Consider the following 15,862-nt stretch of genomic DNA (forward strand, 5'->3'; position numbering starts at 1 on the left):
CATGAAAAAGCCGCAAAATTTGCGGCTTTTTTGTCTCTGTTTTCTAGAAGCTTAGGGCAGTAACAAGCTAGCTAAAAGTTGCCTGCATCATCCAGAAGAACAAAATGGATAAACCTGCACCTATAGGTAAAGTGACAACCCAAGAGATAACAATGTTTCGCACCACACCTAAGTTAATGGCGGCAATACCACGGGCCATACCGACACCTAACACCGCACCAACCAGAGTTTGTGTAGTTGATATTGGTAGACCTGCACCCGAGGCGATGACCACAGTACTAGCCGCAGCTAATTCAGCAGCAAAACCACGACTTGGCGTTAAGTGAGTAATACCTTGGCCAATGGTGGCCATTACTTTATGACCAAACAGCGCTAGTCCAGCAACAATACCAAAACCACCTAATGGAAGAATCCACCAAGCAATGGCTGACGTAGCAGAAATTTGCCCATCATTTTCAACAATACTTACCACCGCGGCCAATGGACCAATGGCGTTAGCAACATCATTTGAACCGTGAGCAAAAGCCATAGCACAAGCGGTAATTACCATTAATACAGCAAATACTTTTTCTACATTGACGTATTGCGCTTTTTTGGCAAGCGTTTCATCAAACTTCAAGCGACTAATCAATATTTTACCTATGATTGCCACGATAACAGCGACAATAATTGCTAAATAATAACCACCTGCGCCTTTGATTTCAAGAGTGACAATACCAAGATCGACAGTTTCTAAACCTATGTGTTTAAGACCTTTTTTGATGGTAACCAGTGATAAGACAAAACCAGCAAGAAACATATAAACAGGAACCCAACGCTTAGCTTGTTGTAATGGTTTATCAGTATCAAAAATCAATTTTTGTGCACTGTTAAAAATAACAAAAGCGATAACACCTGAGATAAGTGGCGTGACAACCCAGCTACCAACAATACCAAGAACCTTACCCCACTCAACAGCATCAGGGCTTACGCCTACCGCAGCAAAACCAACAATGGCGCCAATTATAGAATGCGTGGTAGAGACCGGCCAACCTAAGGCTGAAGCGATTAATAACCAGGTTGCCGCAGCAAATAATGCTGAAATCATGCCATAAACAAGTAATTCAGGCGTTTCGATAAAGTAACTAGCATCAATGATGCCTTTACGTATGGTTGAGGTCACTTCACCACCCGCAAGGTAAGCTCCGGCAAATTCAAAAACCATTGCTATAATAATAGCTTGTTTAATGGTTAGTGCTTTTGAACCAACAGAGGTTCCCATGGCATTAGCGACATCATTGGCACCAATACCCCATGCCATGAAGAAGCCCACAACAGCAGCAATAATGACAAAGGTGCCGCCTGAGTTAAGTATAATATCCATCAGTTAAGCCTTATTTCCTAGCAAGAAGAATTTCTAAACGTGCACCTACACGTTCAGCAAGATCGGCTAAGTCGCCAACCCAATCAATAATTTGATATAAGAACATTACATCAACTGGATTCAAATCCTTTTCAATCGCTAATAAGTTTTTACGTAAAATAATTTGCAAGCTATCGGTATCATCTTCAATAGCGTCTAATTGGTTGATCATTTTCTCAACTAAGACAACTTCACGGCCACGAAAGCCCGTTTCTAATAAGTCATCTAGTTCATTAATGGCTTCAGCCGCTTTTTCGGTAGCATCAAGACAGCGCATTAGATAAGTAGAAAACTCTGCTTGCAAGCTAGTTGGTATTTCAAGTTTACGCCCTAAGATTCGGCCGGCAATATCTTTTGCTTTGTTGGCTATTTTGTCTTGTTGGGTAAGGAGTTCAAGTAAGTCAGCTCTATCCACTGGCATAAATAAGCCACCAGGTAATTCTAGACGTAATTGACGTTTTAAAGTATCAGCATCTTGCTCTAACTTAGACAGTTTACGACGAACTTTTGCCGCTTCACTCCAGTCATTTGCAAAACATGCATCAAAAAATGGGATAAGTTGTTTACTACATTTAACAACTATTTGAATATGTTTTTCTAACGGTTTTATTGGTGATTTTGCAAATACACCTATGATTGTATTTCTGGCCATAATTATGTTTCCAGTCTGTATAACTCTCGTCATTGCTATGCGCGGCGGATAGTAACTCATTTAACTTCCAATGTTAAATGCTAATATGAGCTTAAATGCATACCTATATTAGCTAACCACAACAGTGTTAATTTATATCCACTAAACTCTCGATTAGATCTTAGCTAATCAATTGAATTTAATGTTTTTTTTATTATTCATCTTTATTTAAATTACTTGGTAATTACTTGTTGAACGTTTAGAGATTTTTCATCTCTTCCGCCGTGGTATGACGAACCACCTTACCTTTAACAAAATAAATAATATGTTCACAAATATTTTGACAACGGTCGCCAATACGCTCTAACGCTCTAGCGGACCAAATAACCGTCATAACTTGCGGGATGGAACGTGGGTCTTCCATCATATAGGTCATTAATTGACGTATCAGCGCTTCATATTCACGGTTGATTTTGTCATCCATTTGATGAATTTTAATAGCAGCATCAACATCCATTCGAGTAAAAGCATCTAAGCTTAATTGCAAAAACTCTAATACCCGTCGACCTAAGTTATCAAGATTTACCAATAAGTATTGCTGGGAAGTGGAAAAGTTTTCTAGGGCGACTCGGGCTATTTTCTCTGCTTCATCGCCAATACGCTCTAAATCCGTAATAGTTTTAACGATCGCCATAACTAAACGTAAATCGCCAGCCGCTGGTTGGCGTTTGGCAATGATGCGGGTGCACTCATCATCAATACTCACTTCATAAGCATTCACTTGATAATCTTTACTTAACACTTGCTTCGCCAAGGTTACATCCCGTTGATCAACCGCCGCGAGTGCATCCGCTACTTGTTTTTCAACCAAGCCGCCCATATGCATAACATTATTAATGACCCGCTCTAAATCTTCATTGAACTGGCCAGAAATATGACGACCTATTTGTAAATTATCCATGGTGTATCCTTTTATCGGTATGTTCTTGCATACTTATCTACTTATCTACTTATTGCTAATGAGTTACTACTAGATTACTACTAGAGGAGTTAACCATAACGACCAGTAATATAATCTTCAGTTTTCTTTTTCAATGGCGTGGTAAATAATGTATTGGTATCACTGTACTCGATTAAATCCCCCATATACATAAATGCCGTTTGATCAGACACCCGTGCTGCTTGTTGCATATTATGAGTGACTATTACCACAGTAAATTGCTTTTTAAGATCATTGATTAACTCTTCAATGACCAAGGTCGAAATGGGATCAAGTGCGGATGTCGGCTCATCAAGCAGTAACACCTCAGGTTGAATAGCAATAGCACGAGCAATCACTAAGCGCTGCTGCTGACCACCAGAAAGCCCTAAAGCGCTTTCATGTAATCTATCTTTCACTTCATTCCACAAGGCGGCACTGCGTAATGATTGCTCGGCTGCATCATCAAGATTTCTACGGTTATTTTCGCCCATAATACGTAAACCATAGACGACATTTTCATAAATAGTTTTAGGAAAAGGATTAGGACGCTGAAACACCATCCCCACTTTTCGTCGCAATTCGGCCACATCTACATGTTTGTTATAGATGTTATGACCATTAAGGTTTATTTCACCTGTGATATGACAATCATCAACTAAGTCATTCATACGGTTAATACAACGTAATAAGGTTGATTTACCACAACCACTTGGTCCAATAAACGCAGTGACCTGCCCCTTGGGAATCGACATGGTAATATTATTTAACGCCTGTTTTTTACCATAAAATAAATTTAATTTATTAATATCTAAGGCAACTTGCTCGGGCGGTAAATTATTTAAATCTAGCGGGCTTTTAATTAAAGCGTCAGAGCCTGTAGCTAATACTTTTGGGCTTATAGAAATCATAATAGGTTTTTCTCTAATTACTTTTCATTGATCATTACTTGTCATTTTAAAAACTAATTTGAAATGACTAATTTAAACTTACTGTTTAAGCAACCTAGTGCTCTAACATCTTATATTTTTCCCGTAATCTATTACGGATTGACACGGCAATCATATTCAAGGCAACAATAATGCTGACTAAGAGTAAAGCGGTTGCAAAAACCAAGGGCCGCGCGGCTTCTACATTAGGACTTTGAAAACCAACATCATAAATATGAAAGCCTAAATGCATGAATTTTCGATCTAAATGTAAGAAGGGAAAGTTACCATCTATGGGCAAATTAGGCGCCATTTTAACCACGCCGACCAACATTAGTGGTGCTACTTCCCCTGCTGCTCGAGCAATAGCTAAAATAATACCGGTCATAATAGCAGGACTGGCGATAGGTAAGATAATGCGCCATAAGGTTTCAGCCTTCGTTGCGCCCAAGGCCAAGGAACCGTAGCGCATCTCCGATGGAATACGTGATAAACCTTCTTCGGTGGAAACTATGACCACAGGTAAGGTCAATATTGCTAGCGTTAGCGAAGACCATAATACGCCGGGGGTGCCAAAAGTGGGGCTAGGTAGGTTTTCTGAATAAAACAATTGGTCGAGTGAACCGCCCACTATATAGACAAAAAATCCTAAACCAAATACGCCATAAACGATAGACGGCACACCAGCCAAATTAATAACCGCTATGCGTAATAGCCTAGTGAAGGCATTTTTACCGGCATATTCATGTAAATAAATCGCTGCAATAACGCCCAAAGGTGACACTATGACTGTCATCAATAACACCATAAGTACGGTACCAAAAATAGCAGGAAACACCCCACCCTCAGTATTCGCCTCACGCGGATCTTCAATGATGAATGCCGAAATCTGACTAAAGAAGGTAGCCAGTTTTTCAAGCAAGGTAAGTTTATTATTAAAGGTGACTTTAAGGATGTATTCAAAATTAATAGAAACTAACTGCCCATCCATAGCACGCATAACAAGATGATCACGCGATATTTTTTCGCGATAGCCCATTAACTCTTGCTCTAACTTGGCATAGCGTTGATTTAAACTAACCACCTCACTATCAATCTCAGCTTGCACACTTGCGGTTAACTTATTTTGCAATTCATACTTACGCGTTTTTAAACGTAAACGTTCTAATTGATAGTTTATTGCACCGATATCAGACTTTTGTAAGTCATCAATCTGTTGTTGAAAATTTTCAACTCGCGTTAATAATGTAGTTAACTGATTGGCGTCAACTACTTTGCCGTCAACAACAACACTGTCAATGTAACCGTAAAAGTTACCATTAGTACGACGTTCAACCATGACCAATTCTTTTGGTGTTTGCGTCTTTTGAATGTAGTGACTTAACAACCAACGAAAGTCTAAACTGACTAGCTCTCGGTTACCGGTTTTGATCAATAAGCGCTCTAACATTTTTTGCTCTGGAGCAAGCACTAAATTTAAATGCGCTAATTGACCGACAGGTATTTCCTCTCGGTCATATATTTCACCAATAACAATACTCTTGACACCATTTTTATCGATGAGATCAAATTGATAAAGTTGGCTTGGCCAAAAATATGACAAACCACGTGAAGCGATAAGCCATAACAAGCCCAGCACAGAGATTAAGCTGATACTTACGCCAGCTGCTGATAACCATATCCAGGGGGCGCCTGATTTAAACCATTTATTCATAAAGGAACTCTATAGTTTGTTTATAACTACACACTTTGTTGCTGTTTAGCTAAATTTATTTGTCGAAAGTACTCATTGATAGTCATCAACTCCGTGCTTTTTTCTCTAAATTGAGCAATACAGCTTATAAGTGAGCAGCTATATAATTAATTTATTAAATATTCGTTGTCTAAAGTTAACGCTAAAAGCACTACATTGAACTGTATTTTTCACGTAAGCGTTGACGAACAATTTCCGCTGCGGTATTGAAAATAAAGGTAAAGATGAATAATACAAAGGCGGCTAAGAACAAGATACGGTAATGGGAACTACCCACTTCGGCCTCTGGCATTTCTACGGCAATATTGGCGGCTAACGTTCTCATTCCTTGGAAAATACTCCAATCTAATATCGGCGTATTACCCGTTGCCATCAAGACAATCATAGTTTCACCCACTGCACGGCCAAGTCCCATCATAACCGCGGAAAAGATACCTGGACTTGCGGTCAACAGCACTACCCCAACTAAGGTTTGCCATTGAGTGGCACCAAGCGCTAATGAGCCACTGGTTAAATGGCCTGGAACACTAAAAATTGCATCTTCAGCCATAGTAAATATGGTAGGAATAACAGCAAAACCCATGGCAATACCGACCACTAAAGCGTTCCTTTGGTCAAAATTGATACCCAGGTCGTTAGTAAGGTATTGACGCATATCGCCATTAAAGAGCATAGCTTCTAGCAGTGGTGATAGAGAAAATGCCGCATAGGTTGTCAATATTATCACTGGGATTAATATAATTGGCGCCAGGGTTTCAGGGAATTTATCTTTGACCTTATTGGGTAGTTTATACCAGGAAAAGGCCGTTAACAGTGTCACCAAAGGTAATAAAATAAAGAGCATAAATATTGCCGGTAAATACTCTTCCATTAACGGAGCTAACCATAAACCCGCTAAGAAGCCTAAAATAACGGTCGGCAGTGCTTCCATCATTTCGATAGTAGGTTTGACTTTTTTACGTAAGCTTGGCGTCATAAAATAAGCGGTATATATTGCCGCACTTAAGGCAACCGGTACCGCAAATAACATCGCATATAAAGCCGCTTTAATGGTGCCAAAAGAAATAGGCACTAAAGAAAATTTAGCTTCAAAATCATCAGAGCCAGAGCTAGATTGCCAAATATAATCAGGCTCAGGATAACCTTCATACCAAACTTCTTGCCATAACGCTTGCCAAGTAACCTCTGGGTGCTCGTTATGAACACTGAACGTTTGTAAGGTTTGCTTATTGATATCGAGTGGATCATTACCATTAATGATTAAGCCATTTGCTCGCGGCGCTATAGCAAAGGCAGCAGGTTGGCTCGAGGCTAATTGTCCTTGCCATAAATGGGCAGAACTTGTGGTATAAAAGACATTGACCAGGCCACTGGTCGTCATAGTATAAAAACTTTTGCGGAACCGCTCGGTGTAAATAGCGGTTATCGCCTTTGATGTTTGCTTTTGGCTGTCATCATTGGCATTAAAACTTCTGATTTGTTTAAACTGGCGACCTGAATCTGTTGCCACTTCAAACCATTGACTGACGTGGCCACTACTATCACCCAGTAATACTGAACTACTACCAGAGAGCAAAGCCATTGAAGTAAGGTAAGTATCTTCGCTACTAAGAATAGGGGTAATCGTTGCTTTTAAGCTAACCTCGTCATCATCTTTTAACGAATAAACCCACACGGTTGAACCAGTGCGTACAAAAGCCAAACTCAAATCAGGCGTTACTTTAATTTCATCAACACCACTATTAACGATAGCGTCTGGCAAGTCTATTTGTTGATAATTTATTTCATAATCAACGTCATCGCCCGCACTGTCTGAGCCAAACTCATCATCAGCGATAAAGCTGGTTTTTATTAAACGTTTATCCTCAGTAAAAGCAACAAAGACCATTCTTTCGTCATCCAGGGCAAAAGCCAGATGAGGTAATTGCGCTTGTTGCTCATCTATCCTTAACGACTTTTGTCCTAAGGGGTAATTTACTTTAGCAATAATTTCCCGGGTATCATTGGCGTAGATGGCATGAAAGCTCGGCTGAACTAATAAGGTTTTACCACTGCGAGTATGGAGTAATTTATCAGCTGAAAAGGAATTCACCACACTAATAACCTGCTCTTGATTAAAAGCATCACTGGCAAAAAGAGACCTTGAAAGCGCTTTATCACCGACTGAAAACTGATTATTTGCGTGCTCCGCACTGGCGGTTAAATGATAAAAATGAATAGTACCCGTATCGGTAATTTGATAAACCAATTCTTGTAACTCATCGACACCGGTCGCTAACACTTTTTCATTCGCTGGTAAGTTAATACTGATATTAACCGCTGGCTCTATTTTAGCGGACTCAAAAATAGGCATAACGACATAAAGCAAATACAAAAAAATCAACACTAGGGTGAACAAAACGCTAATACCACCAAAGGTTATTAACCATTTTGCCAATGAATTTTTAACCGCCCGACTTCGGGTTGAACTAATAAGAGTTGCCACTTAATTAACCTTATTATTAATAAACTAACGACTAGCTTATCCAATATAGAGAATATGATAAAAATAACTGGGCAAAGTATAAGTCAGTTATGTGACATTTATATTACAGTAAAAAATTGCTTCACTAATAAATTGCCAAGGGCATAAAAAAAGCAGCGCCTCAAGTGAGTTGCTGCTTATCTAATACCACGGCTAAATTTCAACGTGACTGTTATTAACTTTGGCTCATGTCTTAGCTCAAAAAGTTAATATACCAAGGCATGGCTTTATCTATGCCTTGTTGGATTTTAAATTCTGGCTCAAAACCAAGCAATGATTTAGCTTTAGCAATATCGGCTTGTGAATGCCTAACATCACCTGCTCTAAAGTCTCTATACGTTGGCGATTGTTGATACTCGATACCATTCGCTTGTAAAGCGATTTTTAAGCTAGCAAATAAACTGTTCAAGCTTGTTCTATCACCTAAGGCAACATTGTACACTTGATTCTTACCGGCAGCGTTTGCCGTGGCCGCTAAAATATTAGCTTGTACCACGTTTTCAATAAAACAGAAATCACGGCTGGTTTCACCATCACCATTAATCAGCACAGCTTCGTTCGCTATCATGGCAGCAGTCCACTTAGGTATTACCGCAGCATAAGCGCCATCTGGGTCTTGTCTTTTGCCAAAAACATTAAAATAACGTAAACCGGTACAATTTAAGCCATAGGTTTTATAAAAAACATCCGCATAAAGTTCATTAACATACTTAGTAACCGCATATGGGGATAACGGTTTACCAATAACCTCTTCCACTTTAGGTAACCCTGGGTGATCGCCATAGGTAGAACTTGAAGCCGCATAAACAAAACTTTTAACCTTGCTATCTTTTGCCGCCGTTAACATAGTTAAAAAACCAGTAATATTGGCTGAATTGGTTAATAAAGGATCGGCAATCGATCGGGGCACTGAGCCGAGCGCCGCTTGATGAAGGATATAATCAACACCCTCTTCATAATGACTTAAAGCTTTATTACAATCACTCAGCTCTCTGATATCACCTTTAACGAAATGAAAATTTTGCCATTGCTGGGATGAAAGCTGTGTTGCTACTTCATCCAAGTTGTGTTGATGACCAGTAGAAAAATTATCTAAACCCACCACTTTTTGATTTAATAACAGCAGCATTTCTAATAAGTTTGAACCGATAAATCCGGCACAACCCGTAATCAGCCAAGTTTTAGGTGAATTGATAAGTTCTTGTTTAATTTTTTGAAATTGAGTCATTTTCTTTTCCTTCAATGAGAAGCCCATGCGTTAAATAGTCCTTCTTTAACAAACTACCTTTAACTGAAAGTCAGCTAGAGCTGTTTTATGTCGCCTCTGTTGTAGTTTAGTGTTGCTAAGTGAACAAGCGAGACGCGTAAACCTAACGTGCATGGATGCACTAATGTCGTGGAGACAGGAGTCTAAGAACGACCATGGGGATCTACACAAGCTTCAGGATAATATGCTCCCAGCATTATCTAATAAAGTACATCCTGTACCGTCATGCTGGTGAAACTCGATTTTATCACTTCGGAAATATTCACCATAAAATCATATAGTTACAATGTAGGCATCAGTATTATGGAACAGAGCCTTTATGTCATATAGTTAGTTGAATTAGGCAAAATGAGATTACAAGCGAATATCTGCTAACTCTTTATCTAACATATATTTCAGATCGTAAATCACATGTTCTTTTTTCATCATAGCTTTGATTTTACTAGCAGTTAAAGCCTTAAACTGCTTGTGAGCTACCGCAAAAATCACCGCATCATAATAACCTTGCTTAGGTGATGAAATTAAATCGATATCATATTGTTTTTTTGCATCTTCAGGATTTACCCAAGGGTCGTAAACATCAACTTTAATATCAAACTCTGCTAATTCTGTGTAAACATCAACAACCTTAGTATTACGAATATCCGGGCAGTTCTCTTTAAAGGTTAAGCCCATTAATAACACATTAGCGCCATTTACCGGTAACTTGGCTTTTAGCATGGTTTTCACTAATTGTGATACCACATATTTGCCCATAGAGTCATTAATACGACGTCCCGCTAAAATAACTTCTGGATTGTAACCAATCGCTTGTGCTTTATGGGTTAAGTAATAGGGGTCGACCCCAATACAATGGCCGCCAACAAGACCTGGCCTAAAAGGTAAGAAATTCCATTTAGTGCCAGCGGCTTTTAATACTTCTTCGGTATCAATATTAAGTTTATTAAAAATCACCGCTAATTCATTAATTAAAGCAATATTGAGATCTCTTTGAGTATTCTCAATCACCTTAGCTGCTTCAGCTACTTGAATACTTGATGCTTTATAGGTGCCTGCGGTAATAATAGATTTATATAAGCTATCGATAAAATCAGCAATTTCAGGGGTAGAGCCTGAGGTAACCTTTAAAATATTGGTAACCCTATGTTCTTTATCTCCGGGATTAATACGTTCAGGGCTATAACCGGCGAAAAAATCTTGATTAAAAACCAGCTGACAATTACGCTCAATCTCAGGTAAACATACCTCTTCAGTAGCACCAGGATATACCGTTGATTCATAAATAACGATATCACCTTTACTCATCACTTTAGCCAGCATAGCACTGGCTTTGATTAACGGCGTTAAATCAGGTTGCTTGTGTTGATCAATAGGTGTTGGCACTGTGACAATATATATATTACAGTTTTTTAAATCGTCGACATTAGTAGAATATGAAATAAAGGCTGAATCGGCTAATTCATCACTTGATACTTCTAAAGTGAAATCATGGCCTTGCTTTAATTCCTCTACCCGTTTGTTATTAATATCAAAACCTAAGGTCGGATATTTTTTGCCAAATTCTACTGCTAAGGGTAAACCGACATAACCTAGGCCAATGATTGCTAAATTTACGTTTTTTAATGAATGCAACATACTAGGTCCATTTAATTTTTATCAATACTTTATGAGTATTTTATTAACGCTATTATTTAATTTATGACCTGCTAGGCATTAACCCCTAGCAGTATTTATTTAATTTAACTATACGCTTTCAGTTAGATTCCACTGATAGCAGCAAGGGCCACGGCTGAGTTATAGATAATGGTCGTGACACTAGTCCATAATGCTAAGTTATTCATGTATTCAGCATCAAGCGGTACCACTATGGTATCGCCAGGTTTTAAGTTATCTCCAGCATCGCTAGTAAACCAATTGCCACTGTCCATCATTTTAATACTACCATTGGCAGCAATAATATAGATTCTGTCTTCATCAGCACGTTTTTTACTGCCGCCACTTTGCGCAAGGTAATCTTCAGCTGATAAATTAACATCATACATATGTGACGAGGTGACTTGTACTTGACCAACGACGTTAATAGAGTTTTTCAATGTTGGTACGTAAAGCACATCACCCCCTTCAAGCAGCACATCATAATGTTCATCGTTAACTACTTTAGGTAAGTCCAGTACTAAACGACCGACAGGCTGTACGTTAGCCATATCAGTCAACATTTGTTGTACTTCCGCATAAGATTGTGAGTAATTTTGATCCGTCATTGACTTTGACGCCATTTCTATCCGTAGATCAGCAGTCAATTTTAATAAGTTTTGTTGTTCAAGTTCACGTAACTGCACCCGGGTAAAAACTGAGCCTTCTTGATGGGCAAACCGAGTAAAACCACCGGCCTTAGCAATTAAATCCGCTAAGCTTTCGCCGCGACGAACGCTATATTTACCTGGAAAAACAAATTCACCTCTCAGCTCAACCACGTTATTTTCACTCCAGGCCGGAATTTGATGAATATTCAATCTATCTTTAGAGCTTAATAAGACATTATCCTTTTCCTCACCTGCAAGTGCTGCCCCAAGGTTAATGCTAAAAGACATTTGCTGAGCCATATGATTTACAATTTGATTACGAGTCACTTCAGCGCGTACTACATAGGCAGATTCTGTTAAGCCGCCAGCAGCCGCCACTAAGTCTGCAATCCGGGCATTTTTAGCCAGCGGATAAACCCCAGGGAATTTCACTTCACCGTCAGCTTCCACTAATTGAATCGGCTGACCTGATTTACCTTGACGTTTTAACTGTTCAATAATAGGCCACAGCAAACGTTGACGTGAAAACAGGGTTAACTCTTTAAGGTCTAGTTCATCTTCAACTTCGCCACCACTAAATAGCGCAATAGATTGCTCAATGCGTTTAGCCGCGGCGATTTGTCCACTATTAAGTTGAGAAATTTTTTCTTCATCGCCGTATTTCAACCAGAATTGCTTTAGCTTATATTTATCTTTCGCCAGTTGCTGCTCTTTTTTAGTGAGATTATCTTGAGTAAAGGCTAAGGCATTTAAATTAATTTTACTGTCAATTAATTTAACAATATTAGCAAAGACTAATATTTTATCATTGCCTTGTAAAATCAGGTTATCTTTTGAATTTGGTGCTGAAATAGCTTTGGCTAAATCAAACTGGTGAATTTCAATATTACGAGCAATATCAATTTCACGAACAACAATAGAATAATTTAGATCGGCAGAGTGTAATAAGTGAGAGTCGATACTGGGCAAGATATCGGTAATACGCTGCCCAGCTTGCCATTGGTATTTACCTGGGCGAGTAACCGCACCAATAACAGTAATAGATTGCTCAAACATTTCAGCCGCTTTCATCACGTAAACCGCATCACCTGCTTGAACTTTTTTAGCTAAATCACTGGCTTTGGTTAAATCGATATTAACTACCGTGCGCAAGGCATCATGATTATAACGTTCCACTCGGGTTGTTTTAGCAAAGGCTGTGGGTAACAAGCCCCCTGACATAGTCAAGACATCATTAAAGTCAGCATTTGGGCTTAGTTCATAAATAGCAGGGCGTCGTACTTCACCTTCAACACTAATGGTATGACCTTTAGGGGCAATAAAAACCACGTCACCCGATTGCAATAAAACATCAGAGCTTGAGTCACCATGAATTAACAGGTCATATAAATCCAGCGTAGTGACTAATTTACCGCCACGTTTAAGCTGAATATTACGCAAACTACCTATATCACTAATACCACCAGCAGCAAAAATCGCATGGGTAATGCTTGATAATGAACTTAAGGTATAAGGACCCGGTTTAAAAGCATCACCAAGGACAAAGATACGCATTGAGCGTAAAGAGGCTATACCGATGACAACATCAATACCAATAACCTTCTCTTTAATACGTGCAGACAATAAACGTTTCATTTCATCAAAGGTTAAACCAGCAACAGTAAAAGGTCCGTGTGATGGAAAGACTATTTGCCCTTCACGGTTCACCGTTAATTCTAACTCGCTTTGTTCTTTACCGAAGATTTGTACTGAAACTTTATCTCCTGGTCCCATGATATAGTCGGCAGGAATGGCAATATCCATCATAGGCGCAAACGTTTGTGGCGCATTAGCAAAAACATCATAGCCAAAGGGTTTTAGCTCATCACTTTCTTCTAACTCTGCTAACGCATCTTCTGCAACAATAGGGTTGCCGTCCGCATCAAACGTGGTGCCGCGCGGAAAGACCTCGGTATTTTTTATCTCATTGCTTGAACCACTCGCCGATAACAGGCCTTTAATACTACTTAAATCAACACCCATACTTTTAGCAAGTGCCGCTTGCTGAGCTGGTGGCAGCTTTTTAAACTGCTCTAACTGCTGCTGGCTTATCTGAGTATTAGCGAGTACTTTTAAGGGCAAACTGGCCAGAGAAAAAGTCAAAAAAAGCGATGCTATTATAAAAAAATTTTGGGTATTGGCATGGTGATTTTGAACAAACTGTTTGATGGCGGTTATCATGTTAGCAAAAATTCCTATTTATATAGCCGGTGCAGTAATACATTTAAGCAGAGCGACCATTTATCATTGGAACAATCCGTCCTTGAACTAATAGCGCCTGAGCTAAACCACTTAAATTAGTGACGCCGAAGTTTACCAGCATATGGATAGGCAAACAATATGTTAACCAACCTAGTGCTAAGTTATATTAGCCAGCAACTGACTATTTAGCTGGTAAGTGCAAGGAAACATTTCTCTACGGCTCTCAAAGCAAGCAGGCTATTGATTTCACCTAAAACTTGCCTTTAAAGCAACACACAGGTATAACACTCTCATTACTTTTGTATGGTCATACCCTCTGCCCATACAAAAGTAAAATTAACGCAAAAAATTATAAAAATAAAATCTAGGATAATTATATGACTACACCTAATGCGGGTACGCTATTTGGCCACCCAAAAGGACTTTTCCTGTTATTTGGTACTGAAATGTGGGAGCGTTTCGGTTATTACGGTATGCGTGCCATTTTGGTCTTGTACCTAATTGCCTCAACACAAGATGGCGGTTTTGGCTGGACCAACCAAGAAGCGTTACGGTTATATGGTTTTTTCACCATGGCTGTTTATTTAACCCCGGTAATCGGTGGTTGGTTAGCTGACAACTATCTTGGTCAACGTAAAGCGATTATTTGGGGGGGTATTATCTTCTCCTTAGGTTACTTTACCTTAGGTATTCAAAAGTCATTGATTGTTGGCATGGAAGAAACGGTATTTTATATCGGTTTAGCGCTTATTATTATTGGTAACGGTTTATTTAAAGCCAATGTTTCAAGTTTAGTCGGTGAGCTTTATGAAGAAGGCGATAAACGCCGTGATGCTGCTTTTACTATTTTCTATATGGGCATTAACTTAGGTGCCTTTTTAGCACCCATCACTGTTGGTGTTCTTGGCGAAACGGTTGACTGGCATTACGGCTTTATCTTAGCCGGTTGTGGTATGTTAATTGGTTTAACCTTACAACTGACCCTAGCAAATAAATATTTAGGGGATATTGGTGTGCTACCATCAGCTAAACGTGTTAAAGGTGAAACAAAAGCAGATGCGCCGTTAACCCCGCACGATATCGATCGCATGAAAGTTATTTTGATCATGAGCATGTTCTCGGTAATTTTCTGGGCCGGTTTTGAACAAGCCGGTGGTTTATTCACTATTTATGCGTCGGACTTCACCGATCGGACCTTGTTTGGTTTTGAAATTGCCGCTTCATCATTTCAATCATTGAATGCCATGTTCATTATTTTACTTGCGCCTTTTGTTGCCTCTACTTGGGTTAAAATGGGCTCAAACGAGCCGACCTCACCGAAAAAATTCGCTTTAGCTATGTTATTTTTAGCTTTAGGTTTCTTCGTGATGTTATGGGCTACTATGGTTCAAGGCGGCGATGTTGCGGTGAAAGTAAGTATGTTGTTCTTAGTTTTTGCTTACCTGTTCCATACCTTAGGTGAGTTATGTTTATCACCGATTGGTTTGTCAATGGTCACTAAATTAGCGCCACTTAAATTTACCTCGTTATTAATGGGTATTTGGTTCTTCTTTACCGCTTTATCTAACTGGTTAGCTGCATTTATTGGCTCATTTGTTGGTGAAGGTGAAGAAATGGTTAATAATGCCGCTAACATTTTTATGGGGGTTGGTATTGGTGCATTAATTACCGGTGTTATCATCTACCTTTCTGCAGGTAAACTCGTTGAATGGATGCATGGCGCCGAAGGCGAGAATACCCATGATTTAGAGTCTAAAATTGAAGAAGAAATTTCAGTGACTGGCACCCATGAAGGTATTTCAGAAACACGCAGATAATTCGTAATAGTACAAG

Annotated in this window: 10 protein-coding genes; 1 reads left to right on the forward strand and 9 read right to left on the reverse strand. The window is 39.2% G+C overall.

Translation table 11 applies throughout. From position 1 onward, the window contains the following. Nucleotides 1-67: 67 nt before the first annotated feature. From MTCD1_RS04810 to MTCD1_RS04850, 9 genes are all read right to left on the reverse strand, one after another. Nucleotides 68-1,363, reverse strand: a complete 1,296-nt coding sequence (locus MTCD1_RS04810; protein WP_057181615.1) for an inorganic phosphate transporter — start codon at nt 1,361-1,363, stop codon at nt 68-70. A gap of 10 nt (nt 1,364-1,373) precedes the next feature. Continuing rightward, a complete protein-coding gene (locus MTCD1_RS04815) occupies nt 1,374-2,054 on the reverse strand; it encodes a TIGR00153 family protein (protein ID WP_057181616.1) in 681 nt (226 codons plus the stop codon). A 238-nt stretch (nt 2,055-2,292) separates the two neighbouring features. Continuing rightward, entirely contained in the window at nt 2,293-2,994 is a 702-nt protein-coding gene (gene phoU / locus MTCD1_RS04820) for a phosphate signaling complex protein PhoU (protein ID WP_057181617.1), read from the reverse strand. Nucleotides 2,995-3,083: 89 nt separating this feature from the next. After that, the gene (gene pstB / locus MTCD1_RS04825; RefSeq protein ID WP_057181618.1) at nt 3,084-3,923 is read right to left on the reverse strand and encodes a phosphate ABC transporter ATP-binding protein PstB; all 840 of its coding nucleotides are present in this window, start codon (nt 3,921-3,923) and stop codon (nt 3,084-3,086) included. Nucleotides 3,924-4,017: 94 nt separating this feature from the next. Continuing rightward, nucleotides 4,018-5,655: a phosphate ABC transporter permease PstA gene (pstA, locus tag MTCD1_RS04830; RefSeq protein ID WP_057181619.1), complete on the reverse strand. Its 1,638-nt coding sequence runs from the start codon at nt 5,653-5,655 to the stop codon at nt 4,018-4,020. Between the two features lie 190 nt (nt 5,656-5,845). Further along, nucleotides 5,846-8,179 (reverse strand): ABC transporter permease family protein, encoded by a 2,334-nt coding sequence (locus MTCD1_RS04835; protein WP_057181620.1) that lies wholly within the window; start codon nt 8,177-8,179, stop codon nt 5,846-5,848. 232 nt (nt 8,180-8,411) lie between these two features. After that, nucleotides 8,412-9,446 carry an NAD-dependent epimerase/dehydratase family protein gene (locus tag MTCD1_RS04840; RefSeq protein WP_057181621.1) on the reverse strand — a complete coding sequence of 345 codons (1,035 nt, stop codon included), beginning with the start codon at nt 9,444-9,446 and terminating at the stop codon, nt 8,412-8,414. A 393-nt stretch (nt 9,447-9,839) separates the two neighbouring features. Continuing rightward, on the reverse strand, nt 9,840-11,120 hold the full coding sequence (gene tviB, locus MTCD1_RS04845) for a Vi polysaccharide biosynthesis UDP-N-acetylglucosamine C-6 dehydrogenase TviB (protein WP_057181622.1): 1,281 nt from the start codon (nt 11,118-11,120) through the stop codon (nt 9,840-9,842). Nucleotides 11,121-11,242: 122 nt separating this feature from the next. After that, nucleotides 11,243-14,008, reverse strand: a complete 2,766-nt coding sequence (locus tag MTCD1_RS04850) for an SLBB domain-containing protein (RefSeq protein WP_057181623.1) — start codon at nt 14,006-14,008, stop codon at nt 11,243-11,245. A 398-nt stretch (nt 14,009-14,406) separates the two neighbouring features. Between MTCD1_RS04850 and MTCD1_RS04855 the strand changes: the two genes are divergently transcribed. After that, the gene (locus MTCD1_RS04855; RefSeq protein ID WP_057181624.1) at nt 14,407-15,846 is read left to right on the forward strand and encodes a peptide MFS transporter; all 1,440 of its coding nucleotides are present in this window, start codon (nt 14,407-14,409) and stop codon (nt 15,844-15,846) included. Nucleotides 15,847-15,862: the final 16 nt, after the last annotated feature.

It is taken from the genome of Colwellia marinimaniae (assembly GCF_002207865.1).
Taxonomy (GTDB): domain Bacteria; phylum Pseudomonadota; class Gammaproteobacteria; order Enterobacterales; family Alteromonadaceae; genus Colwellia; species Colwellia marinimaniae.

Bases quoted from the DNA above. Each gene is read 5' to 3' on its own strand.
- MTCD1_RS04840 (WP_057181621.1), bottom strand. From the start codon at position 9,446: ATGACTCAATTTCAAAAAATTAAACAAGAACTTATCAATTCACCTAAA.
- phoU (WP_057181617.1), bottom strand. From the start codon at position 2,994: ATGGATAATTTACAAATAGGTCGTCATATTTCTGGCCAGTTCAATGAA.
- MTCD1_RS04810 (WP_057181615.1), bottom strand. From the start codon at position 1,363: ATGGATATTATACTTAACTCAGGCGGCACCTTTGTCATTATTGCTGCT.
- MTCD1_RS04850 (WP_057181623.1), bottom strand. From the start codon at position 14,008: ATGATAACCGCCATCAAACAGTTTGTTCAAAATCACCATGCCAATACC.
- MTCD1_RS04855 (WP_057181624.1), top strand. From the start codon at position 14,407: ATGACTACACCTAATGCGGGTACGCTATTTGGCCACCCAAAAGGACTT.
- pstA (WP_057181619.1), bottom strand. From the start codon at position 5,655: ATGAATAAATGGTTTAAATCAGGCGCCCCCTGGATATGGTTATCAGCA.
- MTCD1_RS04815 (WP_057181616.1), bottom strand. From the start codon at position 2,054: ATGGCCAGAAATACAATCATAGGTGTATTTGCAAAATCACCAATAAAA.
- tviB (WP_057181622.1), bottom strand. From the start codon at position 11,120: ATGTTGCATTCATTAAAAAACGTAAATTTAGCAATCATTGGCCTAGGT.
- pstB (WP_057181618.1), bottom strand. From the start codon at position 3,923: ATGATTTCTATAAGCCCAAAAGTATTAGCTACAGGCTCTGACGCTTTA.